Annotated in this window: 22 protein-coding genes and 1 tRNA gene; 17 read left to right on the top strand and 6 right to left on the bottom strand. The window is 50.2% G+C overall.

What is annotated here, in order from left to right; genetic code table 11:
- The first annotated feature begins 1 nt into the window (after nt 1).
- From HRU78_06300 to HRU78_06315, 4 genes are all read left to right on the top strand, one after another.
- Nucleotides 2-388 carry a DUF4440 domain-containing protein gene (locus HRU78_06300; GenBank protein ID QOJ23311.1) on the top strand — a complete coding sequence of 129 codons (387 nt, stop codon included), beginning with the start codon at nt 2-4 and terminating at the stop codon, nt 386-388.
- Complete coding sequence (locus HRU78_06305; protein QOJ23312.1) at nt 385-1,152, top strand: YggS family pyridoxal phosphate-dependent enzyme; 768 nt, start codon at nt 385-387, stop codon at nt 1,150-1,152. The genes HRU78_06300 and HRU78_06305 overlap by 4 nt, the downstream gene beginning before the upstream one ends.
- Nucleotides 1,153-1,168: 16 nt before the next feature.
- Nucleotides 1,169-1,507, top strand: a complete 339-nt coding sequence (locus HRU78_06310) for a DUF2442 domain-containing protein (protein ID QOJ23313.1) — start codon at nt 1,169-1,171, stop codon at nt 1,505-1,507.
- Between the two features lie 668 nt (nt 1,508-2,175).
- Complete coding sequence (locus tag HRU78_06315; GenBank protein QOJ23314.1) at nt 2,176-2,790, top strand: PEP-CTERM sorting domain-containing protein; 615 nt, start codon at nt 2,176-2,178, stop codon at nt 2,788-2,790.
- 144 nt (nt 2,791-2,934) lie between these two features.
- Here the strand turns inward: HRU78_06315 and HRU78_06320 are convergent, their stop codons facing one another.
- Entirely contained in the window at nt 2,935-3,456 is a 522-nt protein-coding gene (locus tag HRU78_06320; protein ID QOJ23315.1) for a DUF3617 domain-containing protein, read from the bottom strand.
- A 664-nt stretch (nt 3,457-4,120) separates the two neighbouring features.
- Here HRU78_06320 and HRU78_06325 point away from each other — a divergent pair.
- Nucleotides 4,121-5,200 (top strand): PEP-CTERM sorting domain-containing protein, encoded by a 1,080-nt coding sequence (locus tag HRU78_06325; GenBank protein QOJ23316.1) that lies wholly within the window; start codon nt 4,121-4,123, stop codon nt 5,198-5,200.
- Between the two features lie 133 nt (nt 5,201-5,333).
- On the opposite strand, the gene HRU78_06330 is transcribed toward HRU78_06325, so the two are convergent.
- From HRU78_06330 to lpxK, 4 genes are all read right to left on the bottom strand, one after another.
- Nucleotides 5,334-5,624 (bottom strand): DUF4102 domain-containing protein, encoded by a 291-nt coding sequence (locus HRU78_06330; protein QOJ23317.1) that lies wholly within the window; start codon nt 5,622-5,624, stop codon nt 5,334-5,336.
- An 83-nt stretch (nt 5,625-5,707) separates the two neighbouring features.
- Nucleotides 5,708-5,800, bottom strand: a tRNA-Ser gene (locus HRU78_06335).
- Between the two features lie 50 nt (nt 5,801-5,850).
- Nucleotides 5,851-7,080, bottom strand: a complete 1,230-nt coding sequence (locus HRU78_06340) for an aspartate kinase (protein QOJ23318.1) — start codon at nt 7,078-7,080, stop codon at nt 5,851-5,853.
- 397 nt (nt 7,081-7,477) lie between these two features.
- Complete coding sequence (lpxK, locus tag HRU78_06345) at nt 7,478-8,497, bottom strand: tetraacyldisaccharide 4'-kinase (GenBank protein ID QOJ23319.1); 1,020 nt, start codon at nt 8,495-8,497, stop codon at nt 7,478-7,480.
- Nucleotides 8,498-8,699: 202 nt separating this feature from the next.
- Here lpxK and HRU78_06350 point away from each other — a divergent pair, with 202 nt between their 5' ends.
- From HRU78_06350 to HRU78_06385, 8 genes are all read left to right on the top strand, one after another.
- Nucleotides 8,700-9,608, top strand: coding sequence for an alpha/beta hydrolase (locus tag HRU78_06350; protein QOJ23320.1), 909 nt, complete (start codon nt 8,700-8,702; stop codon nt 9,606-9,608).
- 386 nt (nt 9,609-9,994) lie between these two features.
- Entirely contained in the window at nt 9,995-11,167 is a 1,173-nt protein-coding gene (gene moeB / locus HRU78_06355; protein ID QOJ23321.1) for a molybdopterin-synthase adenylyltransferase MoeB, read from the top strand.
- 61 nt (nt 11,168-11,228) lie between these two features.
- Nucleotides 11,229-11,672, top strand: coding sequence for a M67 family metallopeptidase (locus HRU78_06360; GenBank protein QOJ23322.1), 444 nt, complete (start codon nt 11,229-11,231; stop codon nt 11,670-11,672).
- Nucleotides 11,673-11,741: 69 nt separating this feature from the next.
- Entirely contained in the window at nt 11,742-12,017 is a 276-nt protein-coding gene (locus tag HRU78_06365) for a MoaD family protein (GenBank protein QOJ23323.1), read from the top strand.
- A 37-nt stretch (nt 12,018-12,054) separates the two neighbouring features.
- Entirely contained in the window at nt 12,055-13,941 is a 1,887-nt protein-coding gene (locus HRU78_06370; GenBank protein ID QOJ23324.1) for a CoA transferase, read from the top strand.
- Nucleotides 13,938-15,620, top strand: coding sequence for an acyl--CoA ligase (locus HRU78_06375; GenBank protein QOJ23325.1), 1,683 nt, complete (start codon nt 13,938-13,940; stop codon nt 15,618-15,620). The genes HRU78_06370 and HRU78_06375 overlap by 4 nt, the downstream gene beginning before the upstream one ends.
- Nucleotides 15,620-16,822: an acyl-CoA dehydrogenase family protein gene (locus HRU78_06380; protein QOJ23326.1), complete on the top strand. Its 1,203-nt coding sequence runs from the start codon at nt 15,620-15,622 to the stop codon at nt 16,820-16,822. Before HRU78_06375 ends, HRU78_06380 begins: the two co-directional genes overlap by 1 nt.
- Nucleotides 16,823-16,880: 58 nt before the next feature.
- On the top strand, nt 16,881-18,107 hold the full coding sequence (locus tag HRU78_06385) for an MFS transporter (GenBank protein ID QOJ23327.1): 1,227 nt from the start codon (nt 16,881-16,883) through the stop codon (nt 18,105-18,107).
- Here HRU78_06385 and HRU78_06390 read toward each other — a convergent pair whose 3' ends face one another.
- On the bottom strand, nt 18,108-18,896 hold the full coding sequence (locus HRU78_06390; protein ID QOJ23328.1) for an alpha/beta hydrolase: 789 nt from the start codon (nt 18,894-18,896) through the stop codon (nt 18,108-18,110).
- 65 nt (nt 18,897-18,961) lie between these two features.
- Here HRU78_06390 and HRU78_06395 point away from each other — a divergent pair, with 65 nt between their 5' ends.
- The 4 genes from HRU78_06395 (at nt 18,962) to HRU78_06410 (ending at nt 24,084) form a co-directional block, all read left to right on the top strand.
- Complete coding sequence (locus HRU78_06395) at nt 18,962-20,566, top strand: alginate export family protein (GenBank protein QOJ23329.1); 1,605 nt, start codon at nt 18,962-18,964, stop codon at nt 20,564-20,566.
- Between the two features lie 12 nt (nt 20,567-20,578).
- The gene (locus HRU78_06400) at nt 20,579-21,712 is read left to right on the top strand and encodes a glucuronyl hydrolase (GenBank protein ID QOJ23330.1); all 1,134 of its coding nucleotides are present in this window, start codon (nt 20,579-20,581) and stop codon (nt 21,710-21,712) included.
- 33 nt (nt 21,713-21,745) lie between these two features.
- Nucleotides 21,746-23,017, top strand: a complete 1,272-nt coding sequence (locus HRU78_06405; protein ID QOJ23331.1) for an amidohydrolase family protein — start codon at nt 21,746-21,748, stop codon at nt 23,015-23,017.
- A gap of 242 nt (nt 23,018-23,259) precedes the next feature.
- The gene (locus tag HRU78_06410; GenBank protein ID QOJ23332.1) at nt 23,260-24,084 is read left to right on the top strand and encodes a PEP-CTERM sorting domain-containing protein; all 825 of its coding nucleotides are present in this window, start codon (nt 23,260-23,262) and stop codon (nt 24,082-24,084) included.
- Nucleotides 24,085-24,265: the final 181 nt, after the last annotated feature.

Raw genomic sequence — 24,265 nt, forward strand, 5'->3', positions numbered from 1 at the left:
AATGGAATCGAGTGTAACCGCCGAACTGATTCAGCAACTGGAACTTCAATTGTTGCAAAGCGATCTGAACGCACATCCCGGATTGATCGATGAATTGCTGGCGCAAGATTTCGAGGAAATCGACAATTATGGGCATCTGCATAGCCGGGCCGATGTGATCGATTGGTTAAAACGCAAAGACCCGGATCTGCGTTGGGCATTCCGGGATTTTCGCATCAAAGCGCTGAGCAATGATCTGCTGCTTGCGATTTACGCTTTGCAAAAACCGGATCAAGCCGGTAACCAAGTGTCGGAATCGATCCGCACTTCGCTATGGCAGCGCCAAGGGGACAATTGGAAAATGATTTTTCATCAAGCTACAAAAATAACAGGAGCATCCGCATTATGAATCAGGAGACCGCCGTGGAACTCAACGCTGAGCAGCAACTCGCCGACATCAAAAACAACCTTGCTACCGTCAAACAACGCATCGTCGATGCGTGCAAGAAAGCAGGGCGCGACCCTGCCAGCGTGCGGCTCTTGCCTGTGACCAAAACCGTATCGCCTGAGCGGCTGCGTATCGCTTTTGCTGCCGGTGTCCATGAAATGGGCGAAAACAAAATCCAGGAAGCGCGCGAAAAATCCGAAGTACTCGCCGATTTAGGCATCAAATGGTCGATCATCGGTCATTTGCAAACCAACAAAGCCAAATACCTGGCGCGCTTCGCCAACGAATTCCAGGCACTCGACAGCCTGAAAGTCGCCGAAGAACTCGACAAGCGCCTGCAAAATGAAGGCCGCGCCATTGACGTCTACGTGCAAGTCAACAGCTCTGGCGAAGAAAGCAAATTCGGCCTGCCGCCCGAAGCCGTGCGTGATTTCGTGCAACACTTACCGCAATTTTCATCGCTACGCATCAAAGGTCTGATGACACTGGCGATCTTCTCCTCCGATCATGACCGTGTGCGTGAATGCTTCGTCAAAATGCGCAACATCCAGGCTATGCTGCGCCAGGAAGCGCCTGCAGGACTATCGTTCGACGAACTGTCGATGGGCATGTCGGGCGATTACGAGCTGGCGATTGAAGAAGGCGCCACCGTCGTGCGCGTCGGTCAGGCGATCTTCGGCAAACGGCCGTTGCCGGATAGTCATTATTGGCCGGGATTGGGGTGATGCAGGTGTAATAAGCATGGTGGAATACGCCTGCAATACTCAAATTCGGTGCTTACCGGTTCTTTTTTATAGCAACGAAAAAGGCGAGCCACCGCACATTCATGTGCAGCGAGAAAATTTTCTTGCTAAATTCTGGTTAAATCCAACTGCACTGGCAAGTTCAAAGCATTTTTCGATTGCCTCGCTCGTAGATGGAAGAACAATTGCGGTTCCTCTGGTGTGGTTTCCGCGTTTGGCGTCAGCCAGCCAAAAGCAACTTGCCAATTACGAATTGCTTGGTGGCGGTGAAGGTATTCATTGGCAGGATGTGGATGAGGATATTAGTGTAGAGGGATTGTTGCGCGGGAATCGTTAATTGCTTTGTGGCGAACGGCATCGGAAAATGTTGGGCTTCAAATGTTGGGCTCCCTTTGCCAGCCCAGCCTACAATAAATTCTCATCGCCTATCAATACCCACCTATTTTAATCATATCGTCAAGAATCCATACGAATAATTTGAAAAAGAGGTTTAAAACAACAATAAACAGTACGAGTTCCAGGATGATTTTCATTGGCCGTGTGGTAGTTAGTTGTTCAAAAAATGTTGAGTTTAGATTGTCAGTGTATTTTGCAGCAATTTCATTTTCCGGACTTTCCTTTTCAATCTGATTGGGCAGAGAAGACCATCTTTGGTTTCAATCGCGCTCCCGGGTTTTTCTATTCATTAATGGCAAGTAGCGAAGTCAGCAAATTCATTTGAGACTGCAGAGTTATTTCAATTTTTTGTTGAGCGGGGTTCTTATTTTGATACTCCGGAAATAAAGGAGAAATCCCCTTTTGTTCTCAAAATTGAATTCAGGTATCAAGTTAATAATCTGAACTATCATTCTGAAAGGCCGTTACAAATGTACCAAGTAAAACGTTAGGAATGTCCTAGCGAATAGGGAATGATTGCTTATAGTCTTGGCCAGGTAACCAACTTATACTGTGTTAGAAGGCTAGGAGTGTAGCTTGATGTTTTGCGTTAATTTTAGGAGATGGAAAATGAAACGAATTCTGTTGATTGCATTGCTATTGATTAGTTCGCATGCATCAGCTTTGTCCACAAAGTGGATCCCTTTGGAGACAACAGAAAAAAATGGCAATCCAGTGAGAGTCGAAGGAAATCCCGTCATTGAATATCGCAATGCCGGGAAAGGTGGAATCGATTGGGTTGTGACCGGCGACGGACCAACCGGCGGCCGGGGAATAAAGGAACTGTGGTTGTTTGATGACTCGGCTGCGGGAATACCGGGAACAAGTCAGGCGGCCACGTCATTTTCCGTGGCTAGCAATAGCGTCGGTTTTGTCATGGCGGGCGATCATAACGACGGCTTTGCGCAGTTTTTTGTCGATGGCATTGATGTCGGCACCTACGATATGTACCGGGGAGGAAATAGAATTTTAGTCGTGAACGGATTGGATTCTACTGCCCATTCTTTAAGAATTGTACAGCTTGGATTGCATAATCCCCATTCGACCAAAGGCGATGTTGCAATTTTTGGCGGTGCGGCATTTAATGCACCGGTTAGTTCGATCCCAGAACCGGAAACTTATACAATGCTGCTGATCGGTTTGGGTCTGGTGGGTTTCGTGATGCGTGGTAAAAAGCAAGCATGAATTGACTGCGCGGCATGTCAAATAACCCCGTCTTGTGTGGCGAGGGTTATTTTTCCAGTACAGTACCGGTTACCCGATTATCAATATGCTTATTGAATTCATCGGCAAATTACAAAACCTCAATAGCAGTTCTCTTTTTCTACTTCACGGTACAGGTTTGACTGCTGTACAGCGCTCACCGATCCATCGTGCATCGGTTTGCGCCGATGCGTGAACCGGTGCGCCGCTAACTGTACTATCGAATTCGGTACTTCCTGAGAAATTTTCCGGGTTGGTAAAAGTCCCTTGCGCGAATCCGGTTCCCTGGAAGTGCTGATTTGAACACACGAGATCCAATTGGTAGTTGTTGCCTTTACGGATTGCATTGTGTACTGTGCAGCCGGAGCGGTTCTCATAAAAATATGCAGGAATTTCTTGTTTTGCCATTTCCGCGGTGATGCAGATTTTCGATGTGGCCGCACCATTTTCTATTTTTGGTAGTTTAAAACCATACTGGCGCGCGAGATCGTTGAGTTGTTGCATGTGTTCCGACGGGATATGCGGCACCAGCGCCAACAGATCGGAGCGCGTGGTAATTTCCCATAACCCCGGCCGGATGTGCTGATGCGCCATACCGGAAGTTACTGGCGATAGGGTAATCAAGATAGAAACAAGAATTTTATGCATGGAACTTTTGTATAACGTTGTATGAGATCAGGTTGTGCAAATCCACTGGAATGGCTTGTGAATTTTGAGTCTTGGCTAGTTTAGCCGATTACCGGAAAAATCACTGGGGATTTCTTCGCGCCTATCAATTGGCGGTTTTACCAATTGAAGTAAGTGTTACTCCTGCAAATCGAATTTGAATTCCTCGAGCCTTGGATAAAAATCATTATTCAATCGGTAATTTTTCACTGCTGAGTAGTAAAGAGACTACATTTCTATTGGATATTAAGATAATGAAAAAGTAAGAAAATAAGAATGATAAATTGCTAATTCCGAAGGAAAAAGCATCTACTCCTATCGGATTGCTCAATAAGGCTGTGGATAATAATTTTAGAAATAGCGGATAAATTGGGCATTATTCTGTCTTATTATTCAGAATGGTGAACATTACTATTCCTAAGGGCCACGTATCAAAGTCAATTGCAGTAAGTAAGCATCGGATGATCGATTGTCATCTCGATCAAAGATTGTAGGAAAAAATTGATTGATTATATATAGTGCTCGGCCTATCTGCAGGTTAATACATTCACTAAGGGGGATAATAATGAGCAATGAATTTTCAAAATTTAAATACAGTGCAATTTTTCTGACAGGAACTGCTGCAATTTCAGTTCCAACAATTGCAATGGCGGATTGGTCGATTATCGGCCTGGGTGCTCTTAGTGGAACATACAGTACGGCGCAAGCGGTTAACGACTTCGGGCAAGTGGTAGGCAACGGCAATGGAGCCGATCGTGCCTTCATCACCGGCCCGAATGGCATAGGAATGAGTTATCTGGATACTTTGGGCGGAGTCAGGAGTTATGCCTCCGATATCAACAATGCCGGACAGGTGGCTGGTTATTCCGCTACGAGCGATGGTTTCATGCATGCTTTTATTACCGGTGCAAACGGTATGGGGATGACGGACTTGGGTACCTTGGGCGGAGATTACAGCATTGCATACGGCATCAACAGTACCGGACAAGTAGTTGGAGTTTCTTCGACAGCGGGGAATGCTGCTTATCACGCATTCATTACCGGCCCGAACGGTTCCGGAATGACCGACCTGGGTACCTTGAGCGGAGATTATAGCACGGCATATAGCATTAACGATTCCGGGCAAGTAAGCGGAGTTTCCTCTATGGCTGATGCAACTGGCCAGCATGCATTCATTACCGGCGCGGGTGGTATCGGGATGACCGATTTGGGTACTCTTAACGATACCACCGATAGTATTGCCAGGGATATCAACAATTCGGGACAAGTTGCAGGATTTTCCGGGTTTTATAATGATTTCTTTGGTTTTTATTCAGCGCAAGCGTTTACCACGGGTGCGAATGGTGCGAACATGGCCGGTTTTGGCGCTTTTCTAGATAGTCGCGCCGATAGTATCAACGATAGTGGACAAATAGTGGGAGGGATTAATAATTTCTGTGATAACTGTATACACAGTTCTTTTCTCTATAGCGACGGCACCATAACTGACCTCTCATTACTTGCACCGGTCATTGCAGCCGGATGGAGTGAACTTTCGGCTGTTGGTATCAATAATCATGGACAAATTGTCGGATGGGGGCATCTGGAAGGAGCACCTGGCGGCGGATCTCGGGCATTTTTACTTTCTCCGCTTGCCGCAGTTCCGGAACCTGAAACCTATGCCATGTTCCTGGCTGGTTTAGGATTGTTATGTTTTGTGTTGCGGTCTAGAAAGCAAAATCATTGATTTGAAAGCATCTGGTGAGCGGTCATAGTTCCTTGGCAAACTCATCGGGTTTCCCCATCAGTGTTGTTCTTCTGATTCTTTTGGTGGTGCGTCGAAAGATACAATATGAGGCTGTAGTAGATTAGCTTAGATGCTAAGCTAATCTACTACAGCCCCAAAAATAATATATCCCAAGAAATTCAAATGATGCCAAAGATTTTAAATATTTTTCCCATTTGCAAGAACTTTTTTCAATCAATTCCTCGCGTAAAATGTTATATCGGAATACCCAACTGCGAGAACCGGAATCTCTTACCCGTAAAAGCAGATTATCGCCGTCGGAGTGAGTACCGGGTGGAAGTGAATTGATTTGTACTGCTTTTAGTCTTTTGACTTCCTTTGCCATCTCGTCTTGCCCTAGAAGTTGGATGACATTATATTCCACGAGATTCCTTTGGACAAACTTCAGATAGAATCTATTGATTTATTAGCTTATTTTTATTTTTTGGATTTCTTTGGATGGTTGGTTGGCGGAGAGAGAGGGATTCGAACCCTCGATAAGCTTTTTGAGCCTATACTCCCTTAGCAGGGGAGCGCCTTCGACCACTCGGCCATCTCTCCGTTAGTTATTACGATATGACGATTGTGTTGAAAATGGATATTGCTTTCTCTTAGAGTGCTTGCTCAAGGTCAAACGCTTTATGAAGCACTCTGACGGCTAATTCCATGTATTTTTCATCGACGACGACCGACACCTTGATTTCAGAGGTGGCGATCATTTGGATGTTAATTCCTTCTTCCGCCAATACCCGGAACATCTTGCTGGCGATACCCGCATGTGAGCGCATACCGACACCCACTACCGATACTTTTGCGATTCTATCACCTCCGAGCACATCGCGTGCGCCTATGTGAGGTTGAATCTTTTCTCTCAGAATGTTCAATGTATTTTTAAACTCATTGCGATGAACCGTAAACGAGAAATCAGTTAAGCCGTCATGACCTACATTCTGGATAATCATGTCCACATCGATATTGGCATCGGCTACAGGACCGAGGATTTGGTAGGCAATGCCAGGATGATCGGGAACGCCCAGCACAGTAATTTTCGCTTCGTCACGATTGAATGCGATACCTGAAATAACGGCTTGTTCCATATTTTCATCTTCCTCAAAAGTAATCAAGGTGCCTTGACCTTCTTCCTCAAAGCTCGATAAGACTCTCAACTTTACTTTGTATTTTCCGGCGAATTCAACCGATCGCAATTGCAATACCTTCGAACCCAAACTTGCCATTTCCAGCATTTCTTCAAAGGTTATCGTGTTTAATCTTCTCGCTTCAGCGACAACGCGGGGATCGGTTGTGTAAATTCCGTCAACGTCGGTATAAATCTGGCATTCATCGGCTTTCAGCGCTGCCGCTAAAGCAACACCGGTGGTATCCGACCCACCGCGGCCGAGCGTCGTGATGTTCCCTTTTTCGTCGACACCCTGAAATCCTGCGACGACGACGACATAACCGGCATCCAGATCTGCGCGGATTTTTGCTTCATCGATGCTTAAAATTCGAGCCTTGGTATACGTGCTATCGGTCAGTATCTTGACTTGCGGTCCGGTATAGCTTTTCGCTTTGATATTCAATTCCATCAAGGCCATAGCCAATAGTGCGATGGATACTTGCTCACCGGTCGAAATCATGACATCCAATTCACGTGAGCTTGGATTTTCTTGAACTTCATGCGCCAATGCGATTAACCGGTTCGTTTCGCCGCTCATGGCTGAAACGACAACGACAATCTGATGTCCTTGCGAATGAAATTTTGCTACTCTGCGGGCAACGTTTTTTATCCGTTCGGTACTGCCTACCGAAGTACCGCCATATTTTTGTACGTAAAAAGCCACGAATGATTATCCGCTAAATTGTAGAATAGGAAAGCCGCGTAATTTTACACACTTCGTTTATAGAAAACCAGATAAGCCGTTCCAAAGAATCGTAAGCTTTTTACACACACACTTGCCGGACAAAATCTTTCACAAGTATTTCTGCGATTTCTGAATGTAGATTGATTTTTGCTAATCCTTCCAGATGCTAAAAACTCCGGAAGGATAAATGGAATAGTTAAAAACACATGCAACTATGATTCAGGTTAGTTAGCTGGATTGCAAAGGAGAACTCGTTTCACGAGCTGATAGTACTGAAATTTACTGATCAACTTCAGCCAATTTCAACGGGTGAGATTTTAAATGAAAACGATATTTTGCCAAGATTAATCAATCTCTTTCAGTGCGGCGAATGATTTTATGTTGCGGATTTGCTTCTCAGTTTATTTAATAAAATGGCTTGCAATTCACTATTAATCCAAGCTTTGCTCGGTATTGCCCAGAGTCTGCCATGCGCGAACGCTTTACATTGCAATGCGCTTTCTTCCGGCATGAGGACGATATCAGTTTCCGCAAAATCAATATCTTTCTGCACGAAACGGTGATTTTCCGCATACGAATGCAGCTCAGCATTAAGACCTGCTTTTTGCATAAGTTCGAAGAGCCATTGCGCATTATCATCGTCGGTAACGACATGGATCGACTCATTTCTAAAATCGCGAATGGTTTTATGCCTTTCCGGATCAAGCACATTGTAGGCCGTTTCATTGATCAACTTCATATTGTAAGTTTTGCCTGATCGGTTTGTATTAATGTGACGATTCTGCGCATTATTTGTGACCATAATGCCGGTTTCTCCCGGGTCGCTCAAAGGCGCGCGTAAAGGGCCTGCAGGTAGTAACAGTCCGTTGCCGAAGCTATGCTCGCTGAAATCGACAATAACGAACTCAATATCACGCTCCAAACGATAATATTGCAGCCCGTCATTGCTGATGATGACATTGCATTCGGGGTGTGCCTTCAGAAGCGCCTGAGCAACTGCGATTCTGTCGCTTCCGATCCAAACGGGGCATGATTCGCCGCACAAATGCGCCAATAGCATTGCTTTGCTATCGTTACTATGCGGACCGCTACCATTCAACGTGACTGCCGCCGGTGGTCCGGAATGTTCCGCATGACCTCGTGTGATAATTCCCGGGCGATAGCCTTGCGCCTGTAGTAGATCGATCAGCCAGAGCAGCAGGGGTGTTTTGCCGCTATCGCTGACACTGAGGCTGTCGACAACAATGACAGGCACCGGTAGCCTGATGGAAGGAAAAATATCCAGCCAGTAACATAATTTTTTTAGCAATGTGAAACAGCGGTACAAAACACTCAACGGCCACAACAGAAAGTGCAGCGGGGTAATGCGGTGCCAATAAAGCTCTGATAGTTTCATATTTTGCTTCTAGCGGGATTTCGATTGGTAGAAATAGTACATGCGATTACAATTGCTATCCAGATGTAGCCGAGTGAATGAAATTTATACATGATCTTCTTATGATTTGTGTGAATATCCGGCATAATCGTTTTCTTTTTGATTCAGCCTCCCGTCTTTATAAATGTAGCCGCATTCTTAATTGGAAAAGAGCAAAAGAATCATGAAAATATCTGTAAATCGATTGCTTGTTCCTACGCTATCGGGTGATGGAAAGCCTAAAAAGCCGCACCATATTGCATATACCGATTGGGGAGATGCGAAAAATCCGCATGTGGTTATTTGCGTGCACGGATTGACGCGTAATTGCCGCGATTTCGATTATCTCGCACAAGCGCTGCAAGCGGACTGCCGGGTGATTTGCGTTGATGTCGTCGGGCGCGGCCAAAGCGATTGGCTCGAGCATGCGCATGACTATGATTACTATCCGCTCTATCTATCCGATGCGATATCGCTGGTGACGCATATCCAATCTCACTATCAAGAGAAAATCACCCTGGACTGGGTCGGCATTTCCATGGGCGGATTGATCGGCATGATCCTGGCGATACAACCGAATCAGCCGGTAACCATCAATAAACTGATTTTGAGCGATATCGGCCCATTGATACCCGCCGTTGCGTTGCGCAGGATCGCCGATTATGTCGGCAAGGATCCACGTTTTGGCAGTTTCGAAGAATTTAAGCAGTATATGAAAGCGATTTCTGTATCATTCGGACCATTGTCCGAAGCGCAATGGAATCATATGGCGATTCATACTGTGCGCGAATACCCGGATGGTACTTACGGTTTCCGCTACGACCCGAGGATTGCCGTCAGCTTCAAAGAACATGAGATCACCGATATCGATTTGTGGGCGCAGTGGGATCAGCTCGCTACGCCAACATTGGTTCTGCGCGGTGTGGAATCGGATATTCTGTCGGTGGAAACAGCAGCGCAAATGCAGCTGCGCGGCGCAAAAGCCAAAATTGTCGAATTGTCCGGTATCGGCCATGCGCCGATGTTAATGGATGACCATCAAATAAAAATCGTGCGGGATTTTATCTTGGATAAGCGCAACAATTTATCTTGAACGATCCGCTATGCACCTGCATTCACATTCAGTTTTTTTCAACACGCGACGCATAGCACTAATTTTTTCCCCCTCGTTTTTCTCTTTATCAGCTTCTGATCAGTAAGCAATAAGCTTCTATTTATCAGAAACAAATTCTGTTTCTCCGCTGCATCGATTCCGTCAGGCAGCAAACAAATCAAGCCTGTGACAAATTGCCGCGCGGCATTTTGTCACATTCCCAACGGCGTTTGTTTAATTTAAATTCCGCGAAAACTGATTGCCGCGAATGCTTCCGAAACGATCGGTGCGCGAATAAAAAACGCCAATCGCTCTCTTTCGAATACCGCCGGCGTACGGTCAATCGGAATAAATAAATCCACATGAAATGAAAACAGGGAGTTTGTATGCGTTTACCACCGTTAGTTAATCCTGTAGAAGAGCTGAGCAACGATGAGATTTTCCGCTACAGCCGTCATTTGCTGATTCCCGAAGTCGGTTTGGAAGGCCAACGCCGGCTCAAAAGCAGTAAAGTTCTGGTGATCGGTGCCGGCGGATTGGGGTCTCCGGTATTGCTGTATCTCGCCGCGGCCGGTGTCGGCACGTTAGGCATCATCGATTTCGATGTGGTCGACGAATCCAATCTGCAACGGCAAATCATTCATGGCCAATCCGATATCGGCCGCCCGAAACCGGAAAGCGCGCGCGATGCGATCAATGAATTAAATCCTTACGTCAAAGTCCGGCTTCACAGGGAACGGCTTGAAGCTATCAATGCGCAAACCATCATCGCTGCCTATGATTTGATTATCGACGGCACGGACAATTTCGCCACGCGCTATTTGGTGAATGATGCCTGTGTGCTGGCAGGGAAACCGTATGTGTGGGGATCTATTTTCCGTTTCGAAGGCCAGGTTTCCGTGTTTTGGGAAAATGCACCTGGCGGGAAAGGATTGAATTACCGCGACTTATATCCCGAACCGCCGCCGGCAGAAATGGCACCATCGTGTGCCGAAGGTGGTGTCCTGGGGATTCTGTGCGCTTCCATCGGCGCGATGATGGTGACCGAGGCGATTAAGCTCATCACCGGTATCGGTGAAACCATGCTGGGACGCCTGGCTGTTTACGATGCACTGGATATGAGCTACCGCTTTATTCCGTTACGCCGCGCGCCGGGCAGAACTTTGATCGACGGGTTGATCGATTATCAACAATTTTGCAATGCCAGCCGCCCGGCAACTGGGAATTCCCATGCGATACCGGTGATCAGCGCGCGCGAACTGAAAGAAATTAAAGAGAACGGCATGAATGTTCAGCTCATCGATGTGCGCGGCATCGAAGAATGGAATATCGTGCATATCGAAGGTGCCAAGCTTATCCCCAAAAACCAAATGATGTCGCAAGAAGTGTTGGCGGCGATGAATAAAGAAGACTTCATTGTGCTGCACTGCAAAATGGGCATGCGTTCCCGCGATGTGTTGCTTGAAATGCAAAAACACGGCTTCACCAACGTCAAAAGCTTGGACGGCGGCATTCTGGCGTGGATAAAGGAAGTCGATCAATCGCTGCCGACCTACTAGATTCTTCATCAGCAATAACTCATAACAATCAATCGATTTTAAATAGCCAGGAGACAAAATCATGCTGACAATCCATTCCAAGTTGATCGCTGCCATGATCACGCAAGCATTAACCGATCATCCGATTGAAACCTGCGGCATTATCGCAGGCCCTACCGGATCGAATTTGCCGCTGCGCTTGATTCCGATGCGCAATGCTGCGCAAGCGGAGAATTTTTTTATGTTCGATCCGCAACAGCAACTGCAAGTTTGGAAAGAAATGAGCGCGCGCCACGAAGAGCCGATCGTCATTTATCACTCGCACACCAATAGCCAAGCATATCCCAGCCGCAGTGATGTGGAATTGGCGACAGAGCCGCAAGCGCATTACGTCATCATCCCCACCTACCACCTGTATAACGAAGAAGTTCGCAGTTTCCGCATTGTTGATCAGATGGTTATTGAAGAAAGAGTGCGCATCGTCCAGCAATACCAACCCGAACTCGAATTGCAAATGGTGGCTTGACGGTTGAGTAATTTCACCAAGCAATCTTATTTTTTTATCGTAAAAATTTTTCATAGAAGGTTTATTCGTATGTCCATCACAGTCATCATTCCAACCATATTGAGGCCGCTCACGAATGAGCAAAAACGCATCGACATGGAAGGCGCCAAAGTCTCAGAAATCATCGATCATATGGAACAGCAATACCCGGGAATCAAGGAAAAACTCGTTACCGGCGAGAGCGCCCACCGCTTCATCAATATCTACGTCAACGATAACGACATCCGTTTTCAGGATGGTCTGGCAACTAGCTTATGTGATGGCGATATATTAACGATTTTGCCTGCCGTGGCGGGAGGTTGTTAAGCAGAATCAATGTTGCTGTCCGTACCGTACGATAGTCATGAATAAATCATTAAACGATTGCGCAATTGCAGGGGCTTTTCAAAATGCCGCCGCACCTTTCGCCGCAATGGCATTCTCATTGTTTTATCAATCCAGTACGTTAGGATTGAAGATTGCCAGCAGTGGCGATCAAGCAGCCGATGGGATGTTTTCCTTTGCGTTCAAAACCCCGCATACAGCGCCGGTTAATTGTGTGGTAACCGGCTGGGGTGATTGCGATCACGCAGAAATGGCCACTGAAAACATGATTCAGGCCGTGTGCGGTTTGATGTCGGTGCATGGGCGATCGAGCGGACAAATCCAGCCGCTCGGATTGCCTTACGTTTCAACTGTAACGGCTGCATTGGCATTACAAGGCGGTATTGCCGCCGCACTCGGTCAGTTGCGCGGTGTTGCGTTATCGCACAGCCATGTCTCCATGTCGGCTGCGGCTTTACTCAGTGCTTCACAATATATTGCCGATGCGACCGTCGCTACTCCAGCGGAAAATTTGCCGCCGGTTGCGGCAAATCACTTCACGTCACCGCCTTTCGTATCGGCCGATGGCGTCGTTTTTGAACTCGAAACACTACATGCGGATCCTTGGTTACGGTTCTGGATGCCATTGGGTATCAGCGCCGCCTTGGCAGGGAAGGGCTGGACAGCTTTCTTGTTGCGTTACGCCAAAGCCGCCGCGCCGATTCCGGACGAACTCGTCAGTGTGCTGGCGAAATTAACTTATTTGCAGATTTCGGAATTATGCGCGGATAGCGGCATGTCAATATGCCGCGTGCGTGCCATCGCGGAAAGGGTTGATGACGAGCAGTTCAAATCGGAATGGCTGAAAGGTCCGTGGACATTCGATTTTGCCGCATCTTGCCAAGATATGCCGTTAAAACCGGCCAGCGATTCACTGCCGCTGAGTGGACTCACCGTGATCGAATCCTGCCGCCGCATCCAAGGCCCCTTGGCCGGGCATTTGCTGGCATTGCTGGGAGCTGACGTTATTCGCATCGAGCCGCCGGGCGGTGATCCGCTGCGCGGCATGCCGCCGGTAGCGCAAGGTTGTTCGGTGCGATTTGATGCGTTGAACCGGTTTAAAACCGTGCGCGAAATCGATATCAAATCCTCCGCCGGACAGGAAGAAATCACCGAACTGGCAAGGCATGCCGATGTGTTCTTGCACAATTGGGCGCCTGGCAAAGCGGCGCAATTGAATCTGGATTATAGCAACCTGATTCGTGTGAATCCGGCGCTGGTTTACGCCTATGCAGCCGGTTGGGCAACAGACGGAGGTGCCCATGTGCAATCGCCCGCGATGCCGGGAACCGATTTCATGGTGCAAGCCTATTCCGGTGTGGCGCAGAAAATCTCCCAGGCTTGCGGTACGCAGGGTGGAACGCTGTTTACCATCCTGGATGTGCTGGGTGGCGTCATCGCAGCGCAAGGTATTACCGCCGCCTTGCTCAATCGTCAGTTGAGCCGCGCCGGTGCGCGAGTGACTTCCTCGCTGTTGAGTGCGGCGGCGGTGCTATGCAGCGATGATTTTCAAAACCAGCACCGCTTCTTCGACATCGCAACAGCTGCCAAAAGCTTACTGAATCAAGTTTTTGAGACGAAGCAAGGAAAAATCGCGATTGACTGCTATGACAACGGCGCCGTGCAACGCTTGATCGATGCACTGGGTCTGGCAACGCATCCTGAGCAGGAAAATTTTCAGCAACGGTTGAGTGAAATACTGCAAAGTAAAACAGCGGCCGAATGGATTGGCATTTTGCTGCAAGCCGATGTTCCAGCCGCGATCGTGGTCGAAAATCTCAATAACCTGCACAGCGACTCACGCTTGCAACCGCACTTGGAATTAGGGTCGTATACCAAAGTTACTTCACCTTGGAGTTTTCAATGAATCATGCCGGTATTATCGATTTGGTTCCCGCAGAGGTTCGCGCGCAATGGATACACAATGGAACTTATCCTAACCAATCCTTATTCGCCCTGTTTTGTGAGCAAGCCCGGAAGAATCCGGACAAACCGGCGGTTGTTTCGCCGGATCACGCGATAACGTATGGCGAATTGCAGCACAAAATCGCCTGTCTGGCTGCCAGCCTGCGTGATTTGGGCGTTGTCGCCGGGGATGTCATCGCCTATCAATTGACTAACTGCTGGTATCACTGCGCGATCGATTTGGCCGCAGCAGCGCTGGGTGCGATCGTTGCACCTTTTCCACCCGGCCGCGGACGGCTTGATATTGAATCGTTATTGCGCCGCTGCGATGCGCGCGTCATTATCGTTGAACCCAAATTCGTGCAACAGGATTTGTGCGAGCTGATCGAGTCGTTAAGGCCCTCGCTATTGTCGCTGCGGATCCTGGTGGTCGATGGTGCGGCGCGGGCGGGCTGGTATACGCTGGATGCTCTGTTTCAATCCCGGCCGGTTGCGTCCGGTCAAATGCCTTCGGTGGATCCCAATTCACCGGTACGGTTCTTGATTTCATCCGGCACTGAGTCGGATCCCAAATGGATTGCTTATTCCCACAATGCCTTGGCAGGCGGGCGCGGACGGTTTTTGCAACGTATCCATGCACCCGGCAGAGATTTCCGCGGACTTTATCTGATGCCGTTAGGAACGGCTTTCGGGTCGACCGCCACCTTCGGCGTGCTGTCCTGGCTGGGAGGAACCGTGCTGGTGTTACCGCAATTCGATGCCGCAGCAGCCATTCGCGCCATTGCTCTCCTGCAACCGACGCATATTTTCGGTGTTCCCACCATGTTTCAACGCATTGTGGCCGATCCGGCATTAGCGCAAACGGATATTTCCAATCTGGTTGCGATTGTCAGCGGGGGGGCAAAAATCGATGAAGCGTCGATCCGCCGCTGCAACGCGGCCTTCAAGTGCAGTTTCATCAGTCTGTACGGCTCAGCCGACGGCGTTAATTGCCATACCATGCTTGATGATGACTTGGATACGGTTTTACACAAAACGGGACGACCTAATCCCGATGTCTGTTCGATCAGAATCGTCGACGATCAAAAGCGTGAAGTGGCACAGGGCGATATTGGAGAAATTGCCGCGCGCGGGCCGATCACGCCGATGCAGTATGTCAATAACCCTGATCTGGATACACTGTACCGTGATGCGCAAGGCTGGGTGTATACCGGCGACCTTGGCTTTATCGACAGTGACGGTTATCTGGTGCTAACCGGACGGAAAAAGGAAATCATTATTCGTGGCGGCGTCAACATCAGTCCGGCGCAAATCGAAGAAATCGCCGCATCGCATCCGGCGGTTGTCAGTGCGGCGTGTATACCGGTTGCCGATGACGACTTAGGGCATCGCATTTGCCTGTGCCTGGTCATGCGCGAAGGCGCCGAGCGGCCGTCGTTAGCGCAGTTCACCCGCTTTTTGCTCGATCAAGGATTGGAAAAAAACAAATTACCCGAGTATTTGCGCTACTTAAGGCAATTGCCGCTCAGTCCTGCGGGAAAAGTCGATAAAAAGCGCCTGATCACAGAACTGGAGAATACGCGGTTCAAAAGTAACGCTGCTGTGATAAACAGGGCCGATTTAGCGCAGAGGGCGCACTGATGCAACCGGCGTTTAATAAATCGGCGCACACGGAAACGGCCAAAGCATTGGCGCGAGAAGTCAGTGTTTTTGTCGACAAGATGATCATACCGAACGAACCGATCCTGGCGCAGCCAGGGGAGCAATCTTTGCAGTTGCAATCCGATTTGGCGCATAGGGCGCGCCAGGCCGGTTTATGCGGTCTGTTTTATCCGTTATCGCACAGCGGGAAAATCGCATTGCTGGAAGATTATTTGCTGGTTGCCGAGCAGGAAGGACGAACGGAATTTTCGCAAGCGATTTTTGCCAGCCACACTGCACTGGATGCGCATATGTTGCTGAAATTCGGCAACGAAGCGATCCATGAGCAGTTTCTGCAACCCATGGTAAGCGGAGAGGCATTACCTTGCTATGGCATGACCGAACCCGGTCACAGCGGCTCGATTCCGGACTTGATAACGACAACGGCCTATTTGTCCAACGGCAACTGGCATATCGACGGCAGGAAATGGTTCATTTCCAATGCCGACCGCGCCACTTTCATGACCGTTCTGGCGCGCACGGCCGGTAAAGAAACGGCGCTCGGCCAGGCGCTGTCGATGATCATCGTACCGACCGGTACGCCGGGTTTTAAAATCGAGCGTCAACTGACGATGATGGGACATTCGTACGGCCAGGGTGAAGTTTCCTTGACTGCGGTGCAAGTGCCGGAGCATTACCTGATCGGCACGTGCGGCGGCGGTCTGGATTTAATGAGCAAACGGCTCGGCCTGGGCCGGTTGCTGCGCGCGATGAACTGGATTGGTCTGGCGCAGCGCTGCATGGATTTGATGGGTGCGCGCATTCATTCCGTCCGTGGAAAATTCAGCCGCCTGGCGGAAAAACAACTGGTGCGCCAGCACATCTTCAATACCTATCAGGCCATCGCCGGCGCACGCGAACTGATTCGCATCGCCGCGCGCGGCGTTGACGCGCAAAATCCCGACGAAATCGCGATCAATGTCGCCAAAATGGCCGCTTCGCATGCACTGTGCATTGCTTCCGATTGCGCGATGCAACTCTACGGCGCCGAAGGCCTCAGTGATTTGACCCCGCTTTACGGTATCAATCGCATCGCCCGTACTTCGCGCATTCTGGACGGCAACGACGAATCGCTGATCAGTTCGGTCGGGCGCCGCCTGATTAATCATTATCAGCGCCACGCGGTGTACTCATTCGACTGATTTAGTCTTGATTAAACCGTGATCATGGCACTGAAAAATATTCCGCAGAGGCTCTCGTATGGCCATTGATTCCGGTAAATTGCCGCATCCGCTCATGGCCGGCGGCTTGCTGCAAGTGGTTCTGGTTTTTGCCATGACATTGCCGATGCTCATTTTATATGCCACCAGTACACTTGGGCCGTTGCTCAGCCGGGATTTGCACTTCGAGCCGGTTGCAGTCGGTTATTTGGTGATGAGTTCATTCGGTTTGGCGGCTGTTTTATCGCTATGGGCGGGCGCAATCGTGGATTACATCGGGGCGCGTAGTGCATTATTGGCGCTTTTTGGCGCGATTGCGGCGGCGTTTGCGCTGCTCACGGCGGCGCAGACGTTATATAGCCTGATCGCCGCCGCTGCAGTTTGCGGTATCGCACAAGCATTGGCGAACCCGGCGACCAATTTGCTCATTGCGCAACAAATCCGGCCTGAACAACGGGCCAGGGTAGTGGGGTTGAAACAAGCCGGCGTTCAATTGGCGGCGCTGTTTGCCGGATTGGCGTTGCCGGCTATCGCATTCCAATTTGGCTGGCGTGCCGCGTTCGGTGTTATTGTGCCGGTCGCATTTCTATTTGGCCTTGCGGCGCTTTTCGTTACCTCTGGGCAGCACACCCGAAGCAATAGAAGCCTGACTTTCACGCGCCCGAGCGCAGTGCTGTCATGGTTGATGGCGGTGCAGTTTAGCGTCGGTTTGGCACTCTCCGCGTTTGTCACTTTCCTGCCGGTTTTCGCCACGCAACACGACATGCCGCTGCTGCAGGCGGATAGGTTAATCGCCGTATTCGGCGTTGCCGGCATGTTGTCCAGAATCATGCTGACGCCGCTGGGGGCGAAACTAAACGACGAATCGTATTTGCTGTTTACCCTCATTGCCGTTGCCGCCGCTGCCATCGTGCTGACGATGCAAACCGATTCCGGCAGCCATTGGCGGCTGTGGATGGGTGCTGCAACGATGGGGTTGTCGGCGGTGGCGACCAACGCTATCGCGATGAGCATGTTGATCAGGGACTCGGCTTTCGGATTGGTGACGGCGGCATCCAGTTATGTGTCCGTTGCGTTCTTTTCCGGCTTTGCTTTGGGGCCGCCGATTTATGGTGTGCTATTCAGGCAATCCGGCGATTCGTCGCTGGCGTGGAGCGTATTGACCGGCGTGATGTGCTTGGCTTGCATCATGACATTGCGATTGGCGTCGGTGCGCAAGCAGCGCGCGCAAGCGTCGGCACAGAAACCCAATGCTGTTCTGCGGTGATTACTGCGCGGTTTTAAGAAATTCCAGGATATGCTGAACAAACAATTCAGGTGCGGTTCTCATGGCGCTGTGTTGCTGCCCGGGAAGAATGCCGATGCGGTTATTGGGCAGGCTCTGTTGCAACATTTCCGCAGTCGCGTAACGGCGCGGATGGCTGTTGCCACCGATCAGCAGCAACACCGGATTGTGCAGTGCCTGGAATCGTTGCGGCGAGAAAATGTAACGATCGATACTTTGCAGCTCACGCAGAATGGTGTGCGCAGCGGCAATCCGCACAGGCCAGTTCGAACTCAAGCGCAATGCCGCCAATTCCTGATCGGATGTTTTCAGCAAATCACGAAGGAACAGCAGCAAGGATTCTTCCCGCTCGCCTTTATCCAGCAACGCTTGCAGACGTGCTTCAAGCGCTGCCGACCAGCCGCTGCCGGTTAATGAAATCGAGGGTTCATAGACCATGAGTTTGTTGATGTTTGCAGTCAGGAGCGCGGCTTCCAGAGCACAAAGCCCGCCAAACGAATGACCGAGAAGATTGACACCGCCGCCGATAGCATCCACGACCGCAGCGACATCTTCGCACTCGCGTTGCAGCGTGTAGCCGTCAGTATCGCCGCTATGGCCGCGTCCGCGCCGGTCCATGGTCCACACGGTGAAGTGTTGTTGCAGTCCGGGAAGTACCGATGTCCAGGTGGAGTGATCTCCGGTCGTGCCGTGCACCAGCAATAGCGGCGCTCCGCTGCCGTGCCGCCAGCATGCGATCGGTGTGCCGTCGCTGGAAGTGATGAATTCCATAATTGTCAGGTTTGTTGAAATTGAAGCAAAAAGAAAATAACGCAGAAAATAATGTAAGCGGGACTATGTCACTAAATCAAGTAATTTTCCAGAAGCAATTAAACTGTTTAGTGTTTACAGCCCCATTGCGAAAACTGCATGAAGATGTAACCTGCAAGCAGCGCAGTGCGGAAGCGCAGTTTTTGGCAGCCGCACTAAGAATTCTGGTTTTTTATCTCATGCTGGCGGCTTTTTTGCCTGCGGATAGCGCTTTTGCGACCAGCGTTCCAAAGCCGCTGGGCCAGATCAATCAATATGTGCGCATCAATGGCGAGTTTCTCAGCAGCTATGAATCCTGGAATTATTTTCGTCCCGAATCCGCGGTTAACAACACCTACGATTTATGGGTAGTGCGCTCGCGGCTGGGTGTCATGCTGTCCAGCGCCCATGTGGACGGTTTTGCGCAAGCGCAATACAGCGGCTTATACGGACTGCCGCATGATGCGGTTTCGTCGTCGAATGGACCGCTCGGATTGGGTGCGGCGTATTTCCTCGCCAATCAATCGGCAAATCCCAGCGCTATTTTTCTGAAACAAAGCTATGTCAATTTCAAGCTCGGCGAGCTGGGCTTGCCGGGCGCTTCGGTAAAAACCGGCCGTTTCGAGCTGATCGAAGGTATGGAATACAGCTCGGGTGTTGAAAAATTTGATGCACTCAAAAGAAGACGCCTTGCCGAGCGCTTTGTTGGCGGATTTAACGCGATTTATGTCGGGCGCAGCTTCGATGGTTTCTCGGTGGTCTATGACCGGCCCGGATTCAACATGACAGTCAGCGGTATTCGCCCGACGCAAGGCAATCTCACCGTGCAAGGGCAAAAAGAAATCAGCGATATCAATATGCTGTATGCCGCACTGACCAGTAAAAAAGACAGCCTGGTGCCGGGAACCGAGGGCCGTTTGTTTTATTTGCAGTATGACGATCAGCGTGATGCACGGGTGGTCGACAATCGCCCGTTGTCCGCAAGGCCGCTGTTGACTGATGAAAAACTGAATATTCACACGATCGGTGCGCATGTGCTGTCGCTGCAGCAATTCGAATCCGGCAGTCTCGACGCGTTATTATTCGGATCCTATCAGTTCGGCAACTGGACCAATCAGTCGCATCAGGCTTGGGCGATTGGCGCCGAAGCCGGCTACCAGTGGCACAAGCTGCCGCTCAGACCGTGGCTGCGCGCCGTTTATTACCGCAGCTCGGGCGATGGCGATGCGCACGACGGCAAGCATCAGACGTTTTTCTCGGCAGTGCCGAGCGGGCGTTTGTACGCCAAGTTCCCATTTTTCAATCAAATGAATATTCAGGATATTTTTCTTGAAGTCATCGTGTCGCCCGCAGCCAAAGCGCAAATCAATATCAACCTGCACCAGTTATCGCTGGCCAACGCAAACGACCTGCTGTACGGCGGCCTCGGCGCAGCGCTGAAATCAGGCGCTTTCGGTTATTCGGGAAATTCCGCACACGGTCATGGCGATATCGGTCAACTGATCGATATCGCCTTCACGCACAACTACAGCAAATATCTGACCTGGCGGCTTTATTACGGCCATGCCTTCGGCGGTAATGCGATGAAAAGCATTTTTCCGGGCAAAAGCGATGCGAACAATTTTCTGATCGATTTTAATCTGGTTTTTTAAGAGGGATTGCCAATGACAACAACCTTGGATGTGGATGATCGGCTGTTAAGCGCCAAAGAAATGACCGATGTATTGGAGCTGATGTTCCGCCGCATGGAAGCGATCGATAGCGCTTGTGCCGGCGATTTTCCGTTGTATTCGGCCGATCATGGCAACACCTGGACGGCTTCCTCCGGCGGTTCGTGGATGGGAGGGTTCTGGGGCGCGTGCTGGTGGTTGCGGGCAAAAATGACCGAGTCGGCCAATGATCAGCGGAAAGCGGTGCAGATCTGTCAACGGCTGGCGGCAAAAATCCCTGCCGATTCCGGATATCGCAGTCTGATTTTCTGGTACGGCGCGGCTTTGGGGGAGATCTGGTTTCGTGATACGCAAGCGCGGGCTTTGACTTTGAAATCTATTACTGCGCTGGCGCACAGTTTCAATCCCAAATTAAATTGTATTCCGCTCGGTACCGCCATGGGCGGCCTTGCCAAAGGCGATCAATCGATTTCCATCGATAATTTCGCCGCTTTGATTCAATTGCTGTGCAGCAGCGAACAAAGCCTTCATCACTACATGGCGCAGTATCACGCGGAAACGACATTGGCGGCATGCCGCCGCAGCAATGGCGCATTCCATGCCAGCGCGTATTTCGCCGAGCGGGGATTCCAAGCGGACGATCAAGCCGGCCTGTGGTCGCGCGGCCAAGCCTGGGCGATGCTGGGGTTAAGCCGGGCAGCGGCCCGCTGGGGGGAACCTTATGTAAGCCATGCCAAAGCGGCATGCGCCTATTGGCAAAGCTCCCGTCCGGACGATTTGCCGTTCAACCGCCTCGATCGAACGGAGCAATTCGAAGATCCTTCCGCAGCGGTTATCGCATCGCTGGCGATGCTTTCTTTGGCGCGCCTGCTGCCCGAAGAAAAAACTTGGCGCAACCATGCGTATCGCCAGATCAGCGCCATCATCCGCAGCCATTATTTCACCGGATTCATGGCGGATTCGACCGAACGCACGCAATCTGAAAACGCATCAACCGGTGTGTTCTGGGGGTGCTGTTATAAAACCAAACCGGATGAAGAAGCATTGGTCGAGTCGGTATGGGGCAATTTCTTTTTGATGGCTGCACTCGCCGCGCTGACGGGCTTTATCGATCCCCGCCATTGTTAAGTGAAAATGTTATCGATTGTTGGAGGAAGGCAAATGCGTTCACAGATATATCTCAATTACTTGCATCATGCACGCTATCTTTTTGCCGCAGTGCTGATTGTTTTTCTTTGCGCTGTTCATGCTGCTGCACAAGAGCCGGCACCTTCACCGCTACTGCTGCATGCCGCGCGGGTTTTTGACGGCTATGAAATGCGCAACGGCATGTCGGTATTGATAAAAAACGGACAGATCGCCGAAATTAAGCCGCGCGAATCGTTTAAAACCGATGATACGGTAAAAATCATCGATTTGGGCGATGCCACGATACTGCCGGGATTTATCGAATTGCATGCGCATTTGGCTTATCAGAAAGTACCGGCGGATACTGTCTTAAAGCATGGAATTACGACGATCCGCGATTTGGGCGGGCCTGTGCATCCTCCGTACGGTGGGGACGGTAGTTTGCGCGTGCTTACTTCAGGTCCGATTATTACCGCACCGCACGGCTACCCGATTGTCAATCTGGGCGCTGCGAACATCGCAATCGCCGTTGCCAGTGAGGAAAAAGCGCGGGAAACTGTCCGCCGTCTGATTCATCAAGGCGCTGCAATAATCAAGATCGCACTCGAACCGGGCGGTGAAGCAGGCGCGTCGTGGTCGACGCAGCATGGTCATGCACATCACGATTCCGCGCACGCAACACACGGGCATGCGCCTCATGCACCGGCGACGCCGCATCAGCAAGCGGCATGGCCCATGCTGCCGGAAGCTATCGCCAAAGCCATCGTCGATGAAGCGCACCGGCATCAGCGCAAGGTATCCGCGCATGTGGCCGAAACGGCCGGCGTGCGCATTGCATTGAACGCCGGTGTCGACGAATGGGCGCATATGCCTTGCGATTTGATTCCCGAATCGTTGTTGAAACAGGCAAAAGCGCAGAATGTCACTATCATCGGCACGCTCGACACGTTGTCGAAATGCACCGGGATTGCGCGCAATGCCGCTATCTGGGCGGAGCTTGGCGGTGAACTGTTATACGGCGCGGAAATTGCCCATCCCGACATACCGTGGGGGATTGATACCCATGAGCTGATGCAGCTGATGCACTTAGCAAAAATGACATTGCCGGACGCGTTGCGTGCGGCGACAGCAAATGCCGGCCAGCATTTGGGTTTGCCGCTGCTGGGCACGATACAGCCTGGTGCTCCGGCTGATTTGATCGCGATTCAAGGTAATCCGATGCACCACTTGAAGCGTCTGGAGTATCCCGGTCTCGTGATTTCCGGCGGCCGGATTGTCGTCAATCATTTTATTTTCCCGGATTAACGCTGTGCTTTAACAGAATACGTGCAAATTTTTTGCACCTTTTATTTTTTATCATCTATGACACTTTTTCCGTTTGCGCGGAGGGAGTCTTTTTGTCTCTAAAATAATCGTAAGTTATTGTAACTGCGACAATTTACCGCATTGACCCTCTAGTTGTATTGATCAATACTGCCGGTACGTTGGCCAACGCCGGGGGCGCGGAATACCCGCCTATTAATAATTGAACACTCATAGGGTCGTTTATGAAAAAAATAGTAATAAAAAATACGCTGAAATATGCATTACTGCTTGCTGGCATGACATCGTTGCCTGTCATGGCGCACATCGGTTACGGCGGCCGTGATTTCGGAACTTTAACCAATATCGGAGATACGTCGACACGATCGAATAACGCCGCTACCGGCAACTTCGGCTGGATCGACGGTACCGATGCCGACTGGGGCGACTCCCATAAGACACGGGCTTATCGCTTCAATTTGACCGAAGAACACGATGTCAAGATTTCGTTTCATGGACAAACCTACGGCACTGTGACTAACGCATTGACTAACCCCGGCTTCTCGCTGTATCAGGGGCTTGCTCATAACACAGTGGAAAATCCCGGACCACTACCATTGGCGTCAGATCACGATTTCGGAGCCGGATCGATTCTTATCCGCGATACGATAGCCGGTGCTGGCAACACCGAGGGCTCATTTAAAGCATTGGAAAGTTGGAGCATTACCAATGATAGCGATCCACTGGCACTTTCTCCCACAGTCTTTACTTTTATCGGTGCTGCTTATGATGGCAGCATTGATTATGGGACTGGCACTATCCCATACGGCGATGGTGCTGCAGATGGCGTAGTTACACAAACCTTCCATCTGTTGCCTGGCTTTTACTCGATATTTGTAGGTGGAACGGATTATAGTCAACAGACTGGTTTGGGAACTTGGGGAGTTGGCGGTGCTTTAGCCTACGGCGTTGAGGGTGTCGTTTCAGTCGTGCCGGAACCGGAAACCTACGCCATGTTGCTGGCGGGTCTTGGCTTACTGGGTGCCAGCACGAGACGCCGCATCAGTTAAATAGTGCGATTTTGCAATAGCCAGTCAGCTTCGGCTATTCGCACTTCAGAGCCCTGTATCTTGCTACATCTACCTCCTATGCTTGATACCGGGCTTTTGTTATGCATTTTTTATACATAAGAAATGAGTTTTTGCGCTAAACATAATAGCGCCATCCAAGGGAGACAATTATAAAAATGAG

The sequence above is a fragment of the Gammaproteobacteria bacterium genome, from assembly GCA_015709635.1.
Classification (GTDB): Bacteria; Pseudomonadota; Gammaproteobacteria; order Burkholderiales; family Nitrosomonadaceae; genus Nitrosomonas.